Source organism: Anabaena sp. TISTR 8404 (assembly GCF_056847745.1).
Window position 1 is genome coordinate 7,019,522 of record NZ_CP180578.1, and the last position, 19,017, is coordinate 7,038,538.

Sequence of the window (19,017 nt, forward strand, 5' to 3'; positions counted from 1 at the left end):
AAACCGACAGCCCGTTTGGCTATGGCCATTTATGCTTATCTGAGGGTTTCCAGCGACAAGCAAGACGTACACAACCAACGACATGGCATTTTAGAATATGCCAACAACCATGCTTTGAGTCCCGTCCAGTTTGTAGAAGACAGCATTTCTGGAAGAGAGAAATGGTCAGAGCGAGGAGTAGGACTACTACTGACTCAAACAGCCCAAGCAAAAGATGTAGTAATTTTCTCAGAAGTGAGTCGCATGGCACGCTCTACCCTACAAGTATTAGAGATGCTGGAGTGCTGTGTGCGCCGGGGAATCAATGTCCATATCGCTAAACAGGGTATGGTGCTAGATGACTCAATGCAAAGCCGAATCACAGCAACAGTTTTGGGCTTGGCGGCAGAAATTGAGCGGGAATTAATTGTACTTAGAACAACCGAAGCACTAGCTAAACGCAAAGCTGAGGGAAAAACGTTAGGGCGACCCAAAGGAAGGCAATCTACACATTTAAAACTGGACACAAGAGAAGCGGAAATTCGCAGCTATTTAGCCAAAGGCATTAGCAAACGCTCAATTGCCAAACTGGTCGATTGTTCACCTTCCACTCTTTATGATTGGTTAGAACGCAAACATCTCCACCCACGCCACAACAAATTGGTGGAGAAATCATAGATGCCGAAGAAACAAATACCAATCGATGCCATAGTAGACCTTCGCCGCCGCCTAGACCAACTTCCACAACGCAGTCCGGAACGTCGAGTATTAGTCCAGGAAATAGCACAACTGTATGGTATCTCCGAAGATACGGTGTATCGAAGACTACGAGAAAGAAATTTTGTCCGTTCAGCACGCCGAGTAGATTGTGATGTACCGCGTGTGATAGAGAAAGCTACTTTGGAGCGATACTGCGAAATCATTGCTGCCATTAAAATACGTACTTCTAATCGCAAAGGTCGCCATTTATCCACAGTACAAGCAATCCGTTTATTGGAAGAGCAGGGAATTAATACTCCAGATGGTCATGTCACAGTTAAGGCAGGTTTGTTAAAAGTAACCACCGTCAACTGTTACCTGAAAAAATGGGGTTATGACCGCGATACCCTGTTGCGACAACCACCTGCTGTTCGCTTCCAAGCAGAATATAGCAATCAATGTTGGCATTTTGACCTCAGTCCATCCGACCTCAAGCACGTAAAAACACCAGCCTGGATAGAACCAGGACGCGGACATCCCTTGTTGATGCTTTATAGTGTCGTCGATGACCGTAGTGGTGTGGCATACCAAGAATATCACGGTGTTTACGGCGAGGATGTAGAAGCAGCACTGCGGTTTATGTTTGCTGCCATGTCACCCAAACCGGGGAGCGACTTTCCCTTCCAAGGGATTCCCCAAATGCTGTATATGGACAATGGCCCCATCGCCAAGAGCTTAGTGTTTCAAAAAGTGATGGGTTATTTGGGGATTGAAATACGTACTCATTTACCTGCTGGCAAGGATGGGCAGCGAGTAACGGCTCGTTCTAAGGGGAAAGTGGAACGACCCTTCCGCACAGTCAAAGAAATGCACGAAACCCTCTACCACCTGCATGAACCGGAAACGGAAGCTGAAGCGAACGCTTGGTTAATGAAGTTTTTGCTCCATTACAATAGCCGACCCCATCGCAGCGAACCCCATTCCCGGCTGGACGATTGGCTCTTACACTTACCCAAGGCGGGAATTCGACAGATGTGTACTTGGGAGCGTTTTTGTACATTTGCACGTGAACCCTCACGTCGCAAAGTCGGCATCGATGCTCGCGTTACGGTTGAGGGCGTGGCTTATGAGGTTGAGCCTGATTTGGCTGGAGAAACCGTAGTTCTGTGGTGGGGCTTGTTTGACAACGAACTGTACGTTGAACATGGTGAACGTCGCTATGGGCCGTTTCTGCCTGTGGATGGCCCCATCCCCCTGCATCGCTACCGTAGTTTTAAGAAAACACGAACGCAGAAACGGGCAGAGCGGATTGAATCTTTAGCCAAAAAGTTGTCTTTGCCGAACTCTGTCGTTGGTCAAGACAATGAGCCGGATTTGGTCAGTAATCCGACCCAACTGAAAGTGCAACCTTTTGTAGAACCTAACCCATTTCAGGAAGTAACATTTAGCACGGTGATTGCAGCTAAATTGGCGATCGCCGATTATTTGGCACGTCCATTAGCCAAACTCACTCCTGAACAGATGGCTTATATTGATGCGGTGTTGTCGTCTACCCTCAATCAGCAGGAGGTCATGAAACAAATTCGAGATTTCTTCCACCCGTTATCAGGTACGAGCTATGTTGAGTGATGTCATGAATTATTTTGGTCTGAAACGTACCTTAGACCATGCGGGGTATTTTGAGACACAAGAGCAGACCTTACTATTTAAAGAACTCAAGCCCCAAATTAGGCAAGGTCGCTTGATTGCCTTAACAGGTGTTGTTGGCTGCGGTAAAACCACAACTTTACAACGACTGCAATCGGAATTAGCCTCCGAAAAAGACATCATTACTTCTCGTAGTCTGGCAGTTGACAAAGATAAGGTCAATTTAGGTGTGTTGATGAGTGCTTTGTTCTGCGATTTAAGTACAGAAAAGGATGCTAAACCACCAACCCAACCAGAACTCAGAGAACGAAAATTACTAGCCTTGATTCAAAAATGCCGTAAGTCTGTAGTGCTGTTTGTTGATGAAGCTCATGACATTCATCACAGTACGTTAGTCAAAATTAAGCGTTTAATCGAATTAGTACGTCAGAGCGGTTGCATTTTATCTGTTGTACTAGTGGGACATCCCAAATTGAAAAACGATTTGCGCCATCCCCGCTTGGAAGAAATTGGTGCTAGAACCAATGCGTTTAGTTTAGAAGGTATCCGAGGATATCAAGCTGAGTATATAAAATGGCTTTTGGGTGAGTGTATTCACGATGATTACTTGCCTGAAGATTTGATTACGGATGAGGCAATTGCATTTTTGGCTCAACGATTAACAACTCCATTACAAATCGAACATTATTTGCACAGAGCTTTTGAAGACGCTTATAAAGCCGCGACTAAACCTGTCACAGTTGAAATAGCTGAAGCTGTCTTGGCTGTTGGGCTGAACGATTTAGAACCTCGCCTAGTACGGCATGGTTACAATGCTAAAGTGCTGGCTGAGTTATTAAATATACGTGTAAGTGAAGTAAAATCTTTTTTTCATGCTCAGTTACCTCCTAGTCGTTCCCAAGATTTGAGAGACCAGATGTTAAAAATGGGAATTCCTTTGTTTGCGTCAGAGGGAAATTAAATCAAGACGAGAAATACCCTATATAGAATTTTTTTGTTTTATTGGTGTTCAGTTTATATCTAAATAAATGAACATATATGTTCAGTGTAAAAGTTCTTATTTTTTGGACAGCCCTCAAAGCTAAAATAGCTGTATCCCAATCCCAGTAAGCATTCCAGCTTATTTGCAGAGAATGTGGTTTCAAACCGCTTGTTTGCAGTTTGAAAATTATGTTTGCAGTTTCATTTGCAAATAATGTCGTTTTGAAGCGTCTTTATTTGCAAATTAATGTGGTTTCAAAATCGCCTTGTTTGCAGTTTTAGCCTCGGATGTTTGCAGTTCGCTACAATTATGGAGGTAAATTACTAGATGTTTTACTGATTGGCAGAGAGTTTAACACCAAGTTTTTTGCTTCCCTTCAGTCTTTTAATTTGGCTGCATTGGGTATTGAAAAGATGGATTCTCAAACTCGTCTCTGCCTCAATTTACTGTTGTTAGGTAACAGGTACATCAAAAATGGTAGAGAACAGGAATCTTATGGGGTGCTGGAGTTGATTTTAAATAGGGGTGACATTATCCCTGGCAAGCAAGAAAGGGAAGAGATTAAATCTAGATACCTTCAGATAAAACCTATATCCTATAAGAATTTACGTCCTATTTTAATTGCTTCTTTAGGTGGTTTTGTTGTGGCATTGATGCCTAAATTATCAAAACAATCTAATCCAATTGCTGATGAAAAGACTTATTTAGATAGAGTTTTTGAATTGGAATTAAAATTAGATGAGAGCAACCCAGAATCAAAACATCAACAGAAATTAAGTGAAGTAGCTAACAAAGTTTTAGAATACTTCCAAAATGTGAAAAATAAAGTACCCAAGACATTACGTGATTTAAAAAAAGCTGACAGACTCACTAGTTACTCAGAAGAAGAATTAATTTCTGGTTTAAAGGAATTAATTCACCTCGAAAAACTCAACACTGGTGAAAATAGTACTTATTTTTTACCTGATTGGTAAAGTATCTGCCGTAGTGCCGTAAGTTTTAGAGGCTACCTTGAAGTGGTTGATTGTCTTTTTACGGCACAGGCTCAAATCACGGCATAGCCTATCAGCAAAGCATCTTAGCCTACGGCATATTTACGGCAAGTTACAGATGGCAAGAAACTCACGGCAGATATCCAGCTTGAATTACTATTAGCTAAAACCATATTTAACTAATTATGTAGAGGAACGAATTATTTGACCAGCTCGAAAGATTGTTTGTCACCAATCCAAATCTTTCTGAATCGTCTGTTCAAACAATTTATACAACTTCATGGCAGCAACCCTAAAAATTAGCCCTTTCAGTAAAGCTTACAGGTGTGAAGGAAAAACTTGACTTTTAATTGGTCGCTACGGTCAAATAATTCGTCGTTCTACACAACCCCATATTGAATTGAGATATAAAAGAAAGAGGGAACACAGTATAATGGACAAGTTCACTGGAGCCAGATAACTTTGCAATTCAACTAACTATAATTGCAACGCCTTAGTGCAGTGGCTTGCATGAATCATTCCCACACTATATCATCTGGATGTATATGAAATTTAGATATATCAGTCTTCTTGAATAAATCTTCTAGACTTGAAAATTTTTCTAAATTTCTGTCAAAATAATCCATTACATCCAATGGAATACTACTAGGAAATCTAATGACAGTTGCGTCCCCCAAGAAGCTATCTAGCAGTTTTAAGTTGGACAGATTTACTTTACTCCAACCCTTTTCTTTCAGGACTTTATGGTTAATTTCGGAGGATTCAATAATGATAGTTTGATCAAACATATCATTTTCGTTTGAAATATACTCTAAACTAAAATAGAAGTTACTAATATTTTCCACATCCCATTTATGATTTATTCTTGGTTCATGATTTTTAAAGAATAAGTCAATAACTTGGTCTGGAGCTTCTTTCATTAATTTAATTAAAACAATTTTATCTGAAGATTCATTAATAAACTGATATATAAGAAGAATCAACTTAAAAACAACAACTTGTCTTGACATTCCTCTTCTCATATCTGTGCAAATTGCTCGACCATAACGAATATTTTTGAAAGTTAATTTAAGAAAATCAGATATAATTGATAGGTTGACTGCTTGCATATTTAAAACACGAAACACTAACGTTTGAAAGAAAATTAGCATTTCTTTAAGTGTGAGATAATCAAAATGAATTCTGCACAATATTAATAGTAAGGTGTACTCCAAAAAATCTTTATTATTCAAGTATTTATGGAAGTCATTTTCAATAAGCTTTAATGACACCTCAAAATCCTCATTGAGACGACTTTCTATAGATCGAATTTTGCACAATATTTCACTTGCATAGGCATTCGCCTCAAGAACAGATAACATACTTACTGGAACAGTAGCAACGAGAGATTGCCCATCAAAAAAATAAACCTCAATTAGCGCACCATATTTTTCGCTATATTTCACCTCATGCTTTAGTAAGCAATCCAGAAGATTTTTATCTTCATAAGATTTTATAAGGTCAGAGTGCATTTGAATTTCTGAGGTATTTAGCATAAACACTTTCAGTGATTCATCCACTGCTTCATTCATGCCTATTTTTTTTGAAACTAAATGTTTTCTAATTATGTACTCCAAGCCCCAAGCTGTAGTTGTCATATCAAGAAAATGTGTAACCTCATGGAAATATAAAGACAAAGCTTTTACATCAGAAGGTTCTGCCAAAGATTCTGGATTGCTTCTCAGTAGACCTTCTAAAAAGTCTTTATGTCTTGATTCATACCGTTCAATTTCAATAATATTGGAGCAGAAATCAAAACTTCCGTCACGTTTATGAGTTGTCAAAAACCTTTTCAACATACAGCACAGTTAGTTGATTAATAAAATATACTGTAGCTTAATCTACTCTCATGCCCTCAAACACCAATTTTTGCAAGCTAAAGCATTCCATCCAGTAAATCGGAATCTCCCTCTGATCACGATGCAGATTATCGTCATACACCATTAGCGAGACCCTTATCTTTTATATGTGATTACACCCACAGACGTATAAAACGAAGCCGAATTTTTATCATTCTGAAGGATCAATGAGTGCTGTAAGCAGAGTGTACAAGACTAAAAGTAATGAACCGTATAAGGGCCGATAGAAACTCAAAGTAGAGAACGGTTTACCTAGAGCAATAACCCAAACAACGAAGGCTCCCATTGAGACTAAAATTTGAGTTTTAGCAACGGGTTGGCCTGCTACTTTTGTTTGTTTCCACGTCCAGATAGCTGTCAGAATGATACCTATAAAAAAAGCAAGCCATAGTAAAGCATTAACAGGGACATCGGTAGCACTGTTTATCAATCCGGTTATAGTAACCCAAGCACCAACAATATCCGATGGAATATATTTAATAATTTTATCAAAGTATGTATCAATTCTTGTTCCAGGAAAATTAGATTCAAAGCTTGAGGTAATGATACGTCGGCTCATTTAATCCAACCCATTTAATATGTAAAAAGAAGACTTTTAGAAATATAAAAATCTTAAATTTTCATTTATTGCAAGCGAATATTTTCATAAATAGAACTAAATAAAATTCCTTCTCTGATTGCACCAAAATTCTGTCTTCGCTGAGCATGATGTAATGCTACCAATTCCCAATTTTCATTGAAGCAGGGCGAACCGCTTGAACCTACAGAGGTTGTAGATACATACTGCACCTTACCTTCATTTGGATACACACCTGTTATTCCATCCTTACTAATTGCTAGTTTCATTGCAGACCCTTCAGGGTGTTGTAAGATATGTATACTTTCATGTTCTTGCAAAGAGCGACTTAGATTATAGGGAGTAGGCTGAATATTTTGAGCTTGTGAAATTCTATCCTCTATCTTAAGAACAACAAAGTCCAGTTGGTCAGAAGGACTTTGCTCTACAATAGGAAACTCTCTACTCAATTTAAATGTTTGTCCTTTAGTCTCATGATCATTACTAGATGTGAAACAACCAAAATGTAAAACTGCATTTCGAGCATTTTCTTCGATATCAATATCTAATTCCGTTGGTTTGAGAACATGATAATTGGTCAGTAGTAGATATGGTGTAATAAGAACTCCAGTTCCTTGTAATATTCTTTGGTTCCATTGTGCAATTGGAATTTCAATACGACAAACTGATGTAGCTCGTTGAATCGCTTTCATCAAAAAACCAACATCTAGAAGATCCGGTTCAGGTTTAAGCCAGTTTTGAAGTTCTAATTCCTCTGGGCCTTTCCAATCTATATCGGGGCCGAAATTTGTGATGACCGGAGTGATAGAGCTAGCCAGTATAGGAGCTTGATAAGATATCAACAAATTTTTAAGCAAGTTTTGATCTTGATAAAGCTTATAGGCAATTATTAGAGCAACAATAGTCTGAGCTGTTTCTAGTCCAACGTTTTGAAGGAGTGGTTTTAATATACTTCCTAATGTTGTAAATCTTTTATCGTTTGGATTAATATCCCTACAAGTCGCCCAGTTAACAAGTCTTCTCGCATCAATATTGGTATTACCTGTCCAGATACCAACAAGTTCCTGGATCCAGTATTGCGGTAAGTTTGCGCTCTGAAGAAGATTATTGAGAAAGGCTCTTGGGTCAATACCTGCGTTAGCTGCAAGATTTGCTAATATCTCAACAATTTTATTAACATCATCATGTCGCATACTAACAGGCATACAATTAATTCACTCCTTCCAATACATTGTCAACTTGATTACGAAGATAGGTTTCTCAACTCTTCTATCTTTGTGTTATCAGTAATTAGTTTATATTGAATAATAATTTCCAGCAGAGAATCATCAGCTGACTCTTCTATTAGCTGTTCAAGCAAAGATCCAAGGGGAGTATAACCTGGTTTTTTAGCTCCTTTGGGATAGTCTTTTCTTTGTAAAATCCAATTGATTAACGTGCTTGCATCATTCTGTGCGTTACCATTCCAAATGTTGATAATTCTCTGTTCCCATCTTTCCGGCAAGTCCAATTTAGTTACAAGATTGCTAAAAAATTGCCTCTCATCAAAGCCACAATGTGTCGCAAGTTCAGCTAATCTATTAATGATATATCTTTTATGATTAATCTGAATTCCATAAATTGAGTATGATGAAGATGAGTCATCATTTAATAAAGGAGAAATAGGAGGAGGCTCTTCCTTTAAAAGTTCCTGCACTTTTTTAATAAAAGCTTCTCCTTCAAAAGTAGGTTTATAAAATAAATAAGATGCTTTAAGGTCAACAAGTATTTTATTAGAGTAATAAGGGTTTACTCTTTCACTTCCTGTGATTGCAATAGTTGGAATATCTTTGTTAAAAGCATCTTCAATTAACTGCATTCCCATAAGCTCTTTCGATTTGTTTGTTGGGTTCATGCTGACATCAGTAACCAGAAGATCCCAACTTTGTTGCTGAAGTAGATTCAAGGCATCTTTAAATGTTGAGACACATGTAATATGGCCTTCAGACTGGTTAATCCCCTTTAAAGCTTCTCTGAGTTTATTGCTGAGAATTTCCGGCCAGTTTTCCCTCCATTCAGCCAAGAGAATATTGAAAGACATTTTTTAATTTCCTTTTAACAAGCTTGGGTATGGTTACTACTTGTGAGCATTTCTATGAGTCAATTATGCAGATTAAGCTTAAGTTTGTAATTCTTTGAATGGAAAAAATAGGGTAAACTTTGTTCCTCTGTGAAGCTGACTTTCCACAGTTAAGTTACCTCTTAAGCATCCCTGAATGTAGGTTTTTGCCAACCACAATCCAAATCCTAAACCTTGACCAGTCGGTTGTATACGAACCCCAGGAAGAAAGATTTTTTCTAGATTTTCTTCCTCAATACCTATGCCAGTATCATTAACCCAAACTTGAAACCAATTACCTGAAACATCTTTGATTTCTTCCCCACCAATGGATAAGATACCCCCATTAGGCATGGCTGTTATGGCATTTATTATAAGGTTCCGAAACACATCAAATAGTTGTTGATAATCGGCAGAAAAACGCGGTGCTTTTTCTGGTAATTCATGAAAATCTAGAGTAATATCTGAAGGAAAATTTACATCTTTAATTGCTTCACGTACAACTTCCACAATATTAATAGGTGTGTTCTCTGGCTCTCGAACCCAATTTCCTATACGCATTGTCTTGTCCAAGATATTTTGGGCAATTGATAAAATTTTTCCTAATTGTTCTTTGTCTGGCGGATAATCTTGTTTAATAAGGTCATTTAACAATACTCGGATTGCTCCAACACTATTGTTCATTTGATGTACTAATTCCCCAGCCAAGCCACCAAATACAAGCATTGACTGCGTTTGGACAAACCTTTCTTTCTCCTCAATATTCTGGATAGCAATAACAGTTTGGTCTGCTAAAGCTTCCAGCATTTTTTTATGTTTTTCAATAAACGCATTTGTACGCTTGCTCTTAAGATTAATTACACCAAGAACACGTTTTTCACTTAAAATGGGGACACATAACTCTGACAGGGATTGCTCATAACATTTTAAGTAACGACTGTCACTTTGAGTATTAGATATCAAGGCTGACTCGCGATGTTCAGCTACCCACCCAGTAACGCCTTCTCCTAGTTTAATCTTTATCGAAAAAGCATCTGGTGAATTATTAGGGTGCCAAGCCTCCATAACTAGATCTTTTTTTATAGGATCTAAGAGACGAATATCTGCTAAATCCGCTTTCGTCATTTGGACTGCTTTAGATATGATTAAATCTAATACTTTTTTTTTATCTGTACTAGTTTTGATCTCACAGTCAATTGCATTTAATGCCTCTAACCACCTTTGGTTTTGAATAGCGCTCGCTGCTGATGAAGCAAGCGTTTCAATCATTTGCCTTTCTTCATCAGAAAAAGTATGGATGTGCCGATAGCTAATCAACATTGTTCCAACTATTTGCTCGTCCGCTACTTTAAGTAAAATACCAGCAGCAGATTTTATCCCTTCTCTTTCAGAAAATGATGATTCTCCAAAGATGTTTTCATAAAAATTATCTCCAAAGTAGACATTCTTACCACTTTTTATCAATTTTGATGGGACATCATTATCTTCAATATTTTCTTGAGCTTTTGTAGTCTTTTTAAATCTCCCTGCTATTGCTGGAGTAGGAGGTGGATTAGGAAATAAATTTTGGGCTTCGATATATCTATAAATAGTGATAGTATCTGCGGCTAGTATATTAATCGTGTTCCACGCAATTACATTCAATAAATTCTCTTCATCTGGCATTTTAGCAAGAGATTGAACAACTGTCTCAAGAGTAATTAGCTGATTAGTCCTATCTCGTTGGTGTTCATAGGTAAAAGCATAATGAATAGCATTTACAGCTCGATTTGCAAATAGTTGTAAATTTTCAATTTCAGTTTCTTCAAACTTATGCCTCTGACTGAAGTGAATGTAAAGTACTCCTTGGTTTCCATTAAATAGTAATGGGAAAGCTACAATAGCTCTAATTCCTGCTTTGTAGATTATTGGGTTGATAGTTGCTAACTCGTCATCACTATGTCCTTTGGAGTAGTCTGGTATAAACAGAGGCTTTTCTGCTAAAATTGCCTGTAAACCTAGTCCGTTTTCTTGAGGAGGACATCGTTTTAGAAAATTTCGCCCAATTAGGCCGGAAAACACTTCATAAATATAATGAATACGACCTTTATTTACATCTGGTTCAGTTTGTTTAATACTGCCATCGGCCTCTATTCTGTGAATACAACAATCTTCACATTCAGATCTCAAAAAATGTAGGCTAGTTCCATCAGCATCCACCATGTTCATAGCAGTTGTGGCAATTGTCTCCAAAACACAAGGTAGCTGTGCTTCACGAATGGCTAGAGCCTTTTGCCCAACTAATTTGATTAATTCAAGAGCCTGTTCAATTCTGATTGGCTCGTGTTCATTACCCTGTTCGTAGCCAACCTCTACTGTTCCAATGACTTTTATAGTAAACGAACTGTCTTTTGAATAAAATCTTGGTAAAAGCAATTCAAGAGAGACATACTGCCCATTAATATCTGGTTTGCGATCTCCTAGTTTGGTAAACCACTCTTCATTGATATCATTAATATCTTTGCCTAATTCGTTTTTGGCAAATCTCCATTTAAAATCTTCAAACCAATCCTTATTATTCGTCCCCTGATCATTCTGAATCAAAAGAATAGGTGTAAAAATTCGAGCAAAATTTTCGTGATTGAATGTCTTATAAACCCATTGATCAAAACGACCTTCTTTATCCCAGCCTATAATAATTTCTGTACGGCAAGTTTGAGCAATATCTGCCTGTATATCTCGTAAGCTATGCTCTGGTTCTAAGTAGTGTCTTGTTCTACCAGCCCATTCTTTTGCGGCACCAGATCCGCATACTGCTTCTATAATGCGTTCTTCAGGCTTGATTAATTGAATAGTTGCAAAGTCAAAATTTAATTTTTTCCTGATTTCATCACAAGATTCTTGAAGAATTTTATCTAATTTAAAAAGTTTGAATATGGAGGCATCTATTTTCTTTTGGTTATACATGATAATACTTACCTCACAATTTTAATTATATAAAGCTTGAAAACCAGAGAAAGCCAGCAAAACCCTAGTTTTTACGTCTTCTGGAATAAAGTAAAGTTAAATAAGAAAAAGGATATTGTATTTTTTAATTGTTGCTCATCTTTAGAGGGTGTTTGAAAAGTTTTGACAGGTAACTGACTGAGTGAGCTTTTTTACAAACTTCTCGACTTTTCAAACACCCTCTTAGGTTTCAGGATGATCTGATTACTGTATCTATAGGCTATTGGCAATTACTTTATCTAATTCTCTATCTGCGGATATATATTAAAACTTGAAATTTACTGTTTTTTATCACTAAGAGCCTGTAAAGAAATAACTTTTACATTTTTTTGTCTAGAACACTTGCTAAAAAAGCATTTCTAACTAAAAAGAAGGAATGTTGTTATTTGACAAGCTCTAAGAAAATTGCATCCCTGAACACACGATCTGCTTTCATGCTTTCTATTATTGTATCGGTTTGATTATCCTTCATGCTTACTCAACTTGGATTACTGCATTAAATGCAGCTAAACAAAGAGTGATCGCCTATAGCGAGTGAGCGCGGTCGCCATATTGAGTATGCTAACGCTGGTGGCAACGGATTTGGATGGTGAACTAAGTCTCAAAAACGACCAAACCAGTCGTTCTAGCTACAGGATATGGATGTCTTACCATTACTAGCTCACGTCTTACCAGTGAACACAAAATTTACTAAATATTATGAGTTTTTACATAGGAGTTAAAGTATTTACAAATATCCGAAATGCCTAGTAAGGATTAAGAATTAAGAATTCAGTTGAAGCTGTTAAGGCCAAACTCCATCAATCGCTCAAGTGTGGCTTGCTTTGCATTGATGAGCTTAGAGATAGTCAAATAATCCCAACAGAATAACTTTTTTGGGACAACTAGATCAAGTTTGGGGCAAAGAGGATAAAAAGTTAAGCGATGGATCATAATTTAAGGTATAAGGTTACGTAAATTACCATTATCGTTACCTAGCTTTTATGTCTGGTCGCATCGTTAAAGTCAATAATGATACGCTGCCTTCCGTGATGGATTGGTGGACTCAACCGGATGTGTTAGCGATGTTGTTGGCTCAAAAACGCAGCCCGTCCACCCGTAGGGCCTATGACCGGGACATTAAAGATTTTTTTGCCAAGATGTTTGGGGTAGAATCAACGGCGGAATGGGTGGTACGATTTTTGGCACTGCCGGGGGCGCAAGCTTTGGGGTGGGTGGTCAAGTACAAAGCTATGCTGATAGATTCGGGTTTATCGGAGGCTACGCTCAATCGGCGGTTAGCAGCTTTACGGGCGCTGGTGCATCAAGGTCGGGTGTTGGGGGTTTGTGGTTACACCTTGGAGGATATTAAGGGTGAGACTGTGATTAAATACCGAGATACTAGTGGTGTTACTCCCCAGGAATTTAAGCAGATTCTTTTAACTTGCGATCCAACGACGGCGAAGGGGGTCAGGGATTATGCTTTGCTGCGCTTGCTTTGGGATAATGCGCTGCGGCGGGGGGAGATTGCTAAGTTAAAAATCGGGGATTTTGACCGTCAAAATAGCAAACTCATGGTTTTGGGTAAGGGCAGGGGGAGTCAGCGAGAGGCGATTGATTTAACTCCCAAAACTAGGGATGCGATTTGTTATTGGTTGGCGTTTCGGGGGTTGGCATCAACTAAGGATGCGTTGTTTGTGGCGTTAGATAAAAATACGCCGGGGCATCCTTTATCGGATACGGGGCTGGCCAAGATGGTAAGAACACGGGCCAAACAGGCGAATATTACTAAGCCGTTATCACCGCACCGCATTCGGCACAGTTCGATTACGGCGGCGTTGGATGCAGGGCAGAGTGTACGGGAGGTGCAGAAGCTGAGTCGGCACATCAAGTTGGAGACGTTGATGATTTATGATGACAATCGACAGCAGCACCAGTTGAAGGTGAGTAGTGTGCTGGCAGATTTAGTTTGATGATGTTTAGTTGCCAAAGCGATCTCTCGTTGATTAGTTCTGGGTGTCACAATTATTGTTTGTCATGACTTTATATATTAGTAACTATCTGATTTTCTGACGGATGTTTGTAATGAGGTTGATTAATCGCGGGACATAGATAATCAAAAGAATTATCAGTATGTTCCAATTGCATATTCCGAGGTGCATTTAAAGCAATGACTGCATCGCCTATCTTTGCACAACACTTGCAGTTACAGGCTGCTGCACCTTGAGCCAATATCTCTTTGAGATTATTAACAATTTTGATAAATCCCCTAGTATTTGCATTTTTGGGTAGTTGGTCGGCAATTTGAACTAATTGCTCAATTTCGGAACGGTGTTGCACTAAAAAAAATTGGTCAATTTGACATTTGCTTCGACAAGTATCTATATCTCCAAATTCATCAGCAAACTGCTTTAATCCTGCTGCTGCATTTTGCAAATCAAGGTCAAGGGGTACAATGGCGCGGGCGCAGGCGGTAGCATCATTGTTGGTATTGTTAAACTTTTTTCTGAGTAGAAGTTCAAAACGTTTGATATAAATTCCTAAAATAGCTAGGGCTTTTTCTTTATCTTGGGGACTGCTAAAGTTAAGTTGATGCGTGCTAAAAAGTTGGGGTATAAGTTGTAAAATTGCTTTGAGTTCGCTAGTTTTAAATTTATTACTCCACAGAGTAATAGCATCTCCAATATTATTGATAGTTTCTAGGCGCAGAACAAAGTAGAAGGAAATAAGATTAATCAGATAACTTCGCTTCATCTCCATTTGAACATAGTTAGAGATATAAAGCGGTTGGTCAGCAAATTGAGATTCAAAATACTGCTTATAGACTTGTGTACCTAGTAGCAGAGAACGTAGAACTGAGGTGTCTAAAAAGTGTTGAGTAACAGATTTCTCATCCATCCAGTGTTATTCCTCATCTTCATCTGTATCTAGGTTATCGTCAAAGTTTACACCGAATGGTAGGGTATCAAAGCCTAAGTTTTCTAAAGTCAAAATTGCTGACTCGACTGAGGAATTGTTGATTCTTTCTTGATTCACCAAGGATGTAAGTAATTCACAAACTCCCTTGTACTGATTAGCATTGTAGTCAATCCATCTGTTTTCAAATGCCAGTGCATCATGCAGTGCCATTACCACTTCTGTATAGGGGTCAAAAGGTAATCTATCGCACAACTTCCGCATGGTACGTAGTAGATTGTCTACATAGACTGCGGCTATTGGTTCTCCAGAGTAAGAGGAGAGTTTTTGTAAATCTACTAAGAGAGTTTTGGTAATTTCTACTCCTGAAACTTCTAAAACAGTCTGTTCAGTATTCATTGTTTTTATTTGCTAATAAGTTCAGTTTACTCGGAGCTTATTCACATTTTATGAGGTAGATTCATGGGATAAAACCGCAGTTGAGATACCCTCTCTCTGTAGCAACCCTAGCGGCAATACCTAAGTCTACAGGTTACTTTATTTTCTAGTCTATTAATTTTATTCCTCAAGATACTCTACTACCGCCGTCAGGTCTGCCATAGCCTGATTAAATTGATTTAACATAGCTTGGGCTACTTCTGGGTCAGCGTTGACGGTTGCAAGTTTTTTCCGTACACGACGTTCTGCGTTCTGCTATAGCCGTGACAAGCCCGTATGCCGAATTGCTGATCATAACCCTATGTTGGTGAGGACAGCAATCATGAAAACCAAGCTGGTCTTGTCCGCTCTATGGCGTACTATTGACATACGAACTCTGTAAGTTAGTATATTCGTTACTTACAAACTTACAGAGTTACCAACTTACAGACTAACTAAGTTACGGAGTCAGGATGTGCGTATTATTGCTATTGTGAACGGAAAGGGGGGGTCAGCTAAGACGACAACTAGCGTCAATTTAGCCGCCATCCTTGCTGAGAAATCAAAAGTATTGTTGGTAGATGCAGATCCTCAAGGTTCTGCTACCTGGTGGGCAGAGCGCAATGAGCGAGATTTTGAATTAGCTAAAGAAACAGATACGAATGAGTTATTAAAACTTAAAAAGGTAAAAGGCTTTGATTTTATTATTGTGGACACTCCCCCAGCACTTCACTTTGATGCACTGAAAATTACTATCGATGCGGCTGATTTTATTGTGCTGCCATCTCCCCCGGCTCCAATGGATCTTCAGGCACTGATTGAAACAGTACAAGCATCAATAATGCCAGCAAAAGTTAAGTTTCGAGTTTTATTAACCCGTGTTGACCCTCGTAGTTTAGGTAAGGCGCTTGATGCTCAACAAGCACTCATGCAAGGGGGTATTCCTGCATTTAACGGTTTTGTTAGGGCTTATGCTGTTCATGAACAAGCTGCTCTTGATGGCATACCAATTACTCAAGTTCGCTCTAAAGTGGCTCGTGAAGCCGAAGGTGATTATCGGCGTATCGCTGATGAGCTTTTAAGAGAGGTGAATACTCATGGCTAAAGCACGTCGTCGTTTATCCGATCTTGTTCACGAAGAAACGCAAAAAATCAGAGAACCAAACTTACAGACTTCGGAAGTTACAAAGTCCGAAAGTTTATCAGCAAATCTAAGTGAAGCAGAAGAAAGAGGTACAGAACAACAGACTTCCAACCTTACAGACTTACAGACTTCAGTAATTACAAAGCCTACAAGTCAACCGGAATCTTCAAATAGAACAGACTCAACAACAGAAGAAGCTACAGGACAACAGACTTCCGACCTTACAGACTTACAAACTTCGGAACTAACAAAGTCTGTAAGTTTATTGAAAACTCCAAGTGAAGCAGAAGAAAGAGGTACAGAACAACAGACTCCCAATCTTACAGACTTACAGACTTCGGTAATTACACAGCCTGAAAGTCAACCAGAATCTTCAAATAGAACAGACTCAACAATAGAAGAAGTTACAGGACAACAGACTTCCGACCTTACAGACTTACAAACTTCGGAACTAACAAAGTCTGTAAGTTTACTGAAAGCTCCAAGTAAAGTAGAAAAAAGAGGTACAGAACAACAGACTCCCAAACTTACAGACTTACAGACTAATAAAGATTTAGAGTCTGTTTCTTCTACGGAAATTGCTATTGAGCAGAAGAGTGAAGAAGTCAACAAAACTACAGAGTTACAAAGTTTGAAAGATACAGACTTACAGAGTACCGAACTTCCAAAGTATTTAAGATTAGAGCGTAAGGAAGCACGATTGAGACAGGATCAGATTGACGCACTTACCGATCTCACCCGGAAATTGAACAGAACCAGACGGGTTAAAGGTGGTGAGAGACTGACAGACAATACTTTAATCCGTGTTGCTATAGATTTACTGTTGAGTAAAACTTCTGAGCTTCAAGGTACTACAGAGGATGAGTTACGAAGCTCATTAGACCTATAAGTTTCAAAGTTTGTAACTTACAGAGTCGGTTATTCATCTATCTGCCTAATGTGTATGCCGATCTAGTCAGGATTTGTTGAGAATAGGGGTTTAGAGAATTAATTCAACAAACATCTGACAAGACCAAATTATAACGGCAAAGGAATCTAATTTTAAATGAATAAGTGTAATCGCCATAAATCGTTTTTGCTGTCATAATTTCCAAAGCGTGAGGTAAGGTTTATAATTCTGGTTCTGTAGATAAATAAACTTTGCTCATGAAAGTTACAAAATACCAAAAATTCGTCTCATAGCTAAAAAGAAGACAAGCTTTGGTATTTACCATGCCTGTGGGGATAGCCATGAATACTTATGTACAAGAAAGACAGCAAGAAAACTTATGTGTTATGCCCCAGTACGTATCCCTGGACAAACTCGCTCAAATTCGAGATACCTCTCCTATTTCCTCACGCAATAGTTCCAAGGGTGCTTTAATTCACGAGACTTATGCTGTGTTCAGTGCAGTGTATCAAGGACTGGAACTGTCTAATATTCGCAGCATTATCATCCAAGGGTCTATTGTTCCTAAGACTGCTTACTCGACTAGAGAAAGAATTTGGAATGCGATTTCTCATCGATATTTGTCAATTTGCCCAAGTTGGGTAGGATATAGCCTAGCAAATGCTACCACAGAAGGTATGTATTCTAGAGAATACCTATCTCTGGCTTATCTATACTTTAGTTTGCGCGATCGCTTGGTTTTCGATTTCGTGACAGGGCCAGTTTGGGATAAATGGCAACAGCAAACCAATGTTATCAATCGGGGCGACTTACTTTCTTTCTTAGCAGAAAAAGCTGAGGAATATCCGCAGATTAAAAAATGGCGTGAAAGTACACGTATTAGATTAGCCTCTACTATTCTGGCAGCACTGAGAGACTTTGGTTTATTAAGGGGAATCCAGAAAAAATATATTCAAGGTGTAACGATAGACCCAGAAACCGTTTACCATCTACTGTGCTGTCTCATGTCCGAAGGTAAACAAGGACGCGCACTACTAGAAGCACGAGACTGGCGGTTATTTTTGTGGTCTGAAGCTCAAGTAGTTCATGCGCTAGCTAGTCTTGCCGAAAAAGAATGGATTAGATTTGAAAAAGGGGGTACAACCGTAATTTTAGAATTGATTCGCAAACCAAAAATTTTATTATGAATTACCAGGGAGACTGGAAACGCAAACTAGAGGAAGCATCTACTCAAATAAAAACAGGATACGCGCAAATTGGACGTAACACAGGTGCAGCACATCTAGCTATTGTCTATCCACCAGAGATAGAAACAGCAGTTTTTAAAGAATGGCAGAGTATAACGGCTGGACTGGGGGCTGAGTTTGAAATTAGGACAATCGATGTCTTAGCGGTGACTATGGAGGTAATCGAGGACATCGGCTGTCAAGCAATTATTGATACTATTACTCAGCCCATGCCTGGCTCAGCTCCAGAAAGTGAATTAGGACAATTGTGGCTGCAATCTGTTGGAGAAAAAGTAAAAGCGGCTGAATCTTTACCAACAAATAGTAAGTCAGTTATAGTTTTGCAATACCTCGCTGCCCTTTACCCAGTCACTAGCCCTCGCGCTTTAATGCAAAAAATGTGGGAAAACCAACAGTTTAGTGTAAATTGCCCAGTCATATTTTTTATTCCTGGTACACTTACACAACGGCGTGTATATTCTTTTGTGAATAAAAGGGAAGAATTAATGTATCGGGGTGACATACTTTAGCGTTCCTCTTTGAGTTGTGATCTGATTAGTAGAGGCACGTAAGAGACAAAAAGTAAAAC

At 38.7% G+C, this 19,017-nt stretch carries 16 protein-coding genes; 9 read left to right on the forward strand and 7 right to left on the reverse strand.

Features of this window, described 5'->3' with window-relative positions:
• Positions 1-21: 21 nt before the first annotated feature.
• The 4 genes from ACMX3D_RS30195 to ACMX3D_RS30210 all read left to right on the forward strand — a co-directional run bounded on the left by ACMX3D_RS30195 (position 22) and on the right by ACMX3D_RS30210 (position 4,281).
• The gene (locus ACMX3D_RS30195) at positions 22-657 is read left to right on the forward strand and encodes a recombinase family protein (protein WP_482749427.1); all 636 of its coding nucleotides are present in this window, start codon (positions 22-24) and stop codon (positions 655-657) included.
• A gap of 15 nt (positions 658-672) precedes the next feature.
• Complete coding sequence (locus ACMX3D_RS30200; RefSeq protein WP_482752269.1) at positions 673-2,307, forward strand: transposase family protein; 1,635 nt, start codon at positions 673-675, stop codon at positions 2,305-2,307.
• Positions 2,297-3,286, forward strand: a complete 990-nt coding sequence (locus tag ACMX3D_RS30205; RefSeq protein WP_482749428.1) for an ExeA family protein — start codon at positions 2,297-2,299, stop codon at positions 3,284-3,286. Before ACMX3D_RS30200 ends, ACMX3D_RS30205 begins: the two co-directional genes overlap by 11 nt.
• 419 nt (positions 3,287-3,705) lie before the next feature.
• Entirely contained in the window at positions 3,706-4,281 is a 576-nt protein-coding gene (locus ACMX3D_RS30210) for a hypothetical protein (RefSeq protein ID WP_482749429.1), read from the forward strand.
• A 533-nt stretch (positions 4,282-4,814) separates the two neighbouring features.
• Here ACMX3D_RS30210 and ACMX3D_RS30215 read toward each other — a convergent pair.
• The 5 genes from ACMX3D_RS30215 to ACMX3D_RS30235 all read right to left on the reverse strand — a co-directional run bounded on the left by ACMX3D_RS30215 (position 4,815) and on the right by ACMX3D_RS30235 (position 11,818).
• Positions 4,815-6,122: a hypothetical protein gene (locus ACMX3D_RS30215; protein WP_482749430.1), complete on the reverse strand. Its 1,308-nt coding sequence runs from the start codon at positions 6,120-6,122 to the stop codon at positions 4,815-4,817.
• Positions 6,123-6,348: 226 nt separating this feature from the next.
• Positions 6,349-6,756, reverse strand: coding sequence for a hypothetical protein (locus ACMX3D_RS30220; RefSeq protein WP_482749431.1), 408 nt, complete (start codon positions 6,754-6,756; stop codon positions 6,349-6,351).
• Between the two features lie 65 nt (positions 6,757-6,821).
• Positions 6,822-7,979, reverse strand: coding sequence for a trypsin-like peptidase domain-containing protein (locus ACMX3D_RS30225; RefSeq protein WP_482749432.1), 1,158 nt, complete (start codon positions 7,977-7,979; stop codon positions 6,822-6,824).
• Between the two features lie 38 nt (positions 7,980-8,017).
• The gene (locus tag ACMX3D_RS30230; RefSeq protein WP_482749433.1) at positions 8,018-8,854 is read right to left on the reverse strand and encodes a hypothetical protein; all 837 of its coding nucleotides are present in this window, start codon (positions 8,852-8,854) and stop codon (positions 8,018-8,020) included.
• A gap of 78 nt (positions 8,855-8,932) precedes the next feature.
• Entirely contained in the window at positions 8,933-11,818 is a 2,886-nt protein-coding gene (locus tag ACMX3D_RS30235) for a GAF domain-containing protein (RefSeq protein ID WP_482749434.1), read from the reverse strand.
• 1,103 nt (positions 11,819-12,921) lie between these two features.
• Here ACMX3D_RS30235 and ACMX3D_RS30240 point away from each other — a divergent pair.
• Entirely contained in the window at positions 12,922-13,809 is an 888-nt protein-coding gene (locus tag ACMX3D_RS30240; protein ID WP_482752460.1) for a tyrosine-type recombinase/integrase, read from the forward strand.
• A gap of 70 nt (positions 13,810-13,879) precedes the next feature.
• Here ACMX3D_RS30240 and ACMX3D_RS30245 read toward each other — a convergent pair whose 3' ends face one another.
• Together ACMX3D_RS30245 and ACMX3D_RS30250 are read right to left on the reverse strand one after the other, a co-directional pair.
• On the reverse strand, positions 13,880-14,734 hold the full coding sequence (locus tag ACMX3D_RS30245) for a hypothetical protein (protein WP_482749435.1): 855 nt from the start codon (positions 14,732-14,734) through the stop codon (positions 13,880-13,882).
• Between the two features lie 6 nt (positions 14,735-14,740).
• Complete coding sequence (locus ACMX3D_RS30250; RefSeq protein ID WP_482749436.1) at positions 14,741-15,151, reverse strand: hypothetical protein; 411 nt, start codon at positions 15,149-15,151, stop codon at positions 14,741-14,743.
• Positions 15,152-15,644: 493 nt separating this feature from the next.
• Here ACMX3D_RS30250 and ACMX3D_RS30255 point away from each other — a divergent pair, with 493 nt between their 5' ends.
• The 4 genes from ACMX3D_RS30255 to ACMX3D_RS30270 all read left to right on the forward strand — a co-directional run bounded on the left by ACMX3D_RS30255 (position 15,645) and on the right by ACMX3D_RS30270 (position 18,958).
• On the forward strand, positions 15,645-16,274 hold the full coding sequence (locus ACMX3D_RS30255; RefSeq protein WP_482749437.1) for a ParA family protein: 630 nt from the start codon (positions 15,645-15,647) through the stop codon (positions 16,272-16,274).
• Positions 16,267-17,202, forward strand: a complete 936-nt coding sequence (locus ACMX3D_RS30260; RefSeq protein ID WP_482749438.1) for a hypothetical protein — start codon at positions 16,267-16,269, stop codon at positions 17,200-17,202. Before ACMX3D_RS30255 ends, ACMX3D_RS30260 begins: the two co-directional genes overlap by 8 nt.
• A gap of 341 nt (positions 17,203-17,543) precedes the next feature.
• Positions 17,544-18,389, forward strand: a complete 846-nt coding sequence (locus tag ACMX3D_RS30265) for a BrxA family protein (RefSeq protein WP_482749439.1) — start codon at positions 17,544-17,546, stop codon at positions 18,387-18,389.
• Positions 18,386-18,958 (forward strand): hypothetical protein, encoded by a 573-nt coding sequence (locus ACMX3D_RS30270; RefSeq protein ID WP_482749440.1) that lies wholly within the window; start codon positions 18,386-18,388, stop codon positions 18,956-18,958. Before ACMX3D_RS30265 ends, ACMX3D_RS30270 begins: the two co-directional genes overlap by 4 nt.
• Positions 18,959-19,017 lie beyond the last annotated feature (59 nt).

Coding starts and splice junctions, on each gene's coding strand:
- ACMX3D_RS30195 (WP_482749427.1), top strand. CDS start 22: ATGGCCATTTATGCTTATCTGAGGGTTTCCAGCGACAAGCAAGACGTA.
- ACMX3D_RS30205 (WP_482749428.1), top strand. CDS start 2,297: ATGTTGAGTGATGTCATGAATTATTTTGGTCTGAAACGTACCTTAGAC.
- ACMX3D_RS30220 (WP_482749431.1), bottom strand. CDS start 6,756: ATGAGCCGACGTATCATTACCTCAAGCTTTGAATCTAATTTTCCTGGA.
- ACMX3D_RS30225 (WP_482749432.1), bottom strand. CDS start 7,979: ATGCCTGTTAGTATGCGACATGATGATGTTAATAAAATTGTTGAGATA.
- ACMX3D_RS30230 (WP_482749433.1), bottom strand. CDS start 8,854: ATGTCTTTCAATATTCTCTTGGCTGAATGGAGGGAAAACTGGCCGGAA.
- ACMX3D_RS30235 (WP_482749434.1), bottom strand. CDS start 11,818: ATGTATAACCAAAAGAAAATAGATGCCTCCATATTCAAACTTTTTAAA.
- ACMX3D_RS30240 (WP_482752460.1), top strand. CDS start 12,922: ATGTTGTTGGCTCAAAAACGCAGCCCGTCCACCCGTAGGGCCTATGAC.
- ACMX3D_RS30245 (WP_482749435.1), bottom strand. CDS start 14,734: ATGGATGAGAAATCTGTTACTCAACACTTTTTAGACACCTCAGTTCTA.
- ACMX3D_RS30250 (WP_482749436.1), bottom strand. CDS start 15,151: ATGAATACTGAACAGACTGTTTTAGAAGTTTCAGGAGTAGAAATTACC.
- ACMX3D_RS30260 (WP_482749438.1), top strand. CDS start 16,267: ATGGCTAAAGCACGTCGTCGTTTATCCGATCTTGTTCACGAAGAAACG.
- ACMX3D_RS30265 (WP_482749439.1), top strand. CDS start 17,544: ATGAATACTTATGTACAAGAAAGACAGCAAGAAAACTTATGTGTTATG.
- ACMX3D_RS30270 (WP_482749440.1), top strand. CDS start 18,386: ATGAATTACCAGGGAGACTGGAAACGCAAACTAGAGGAAGCATCTACT.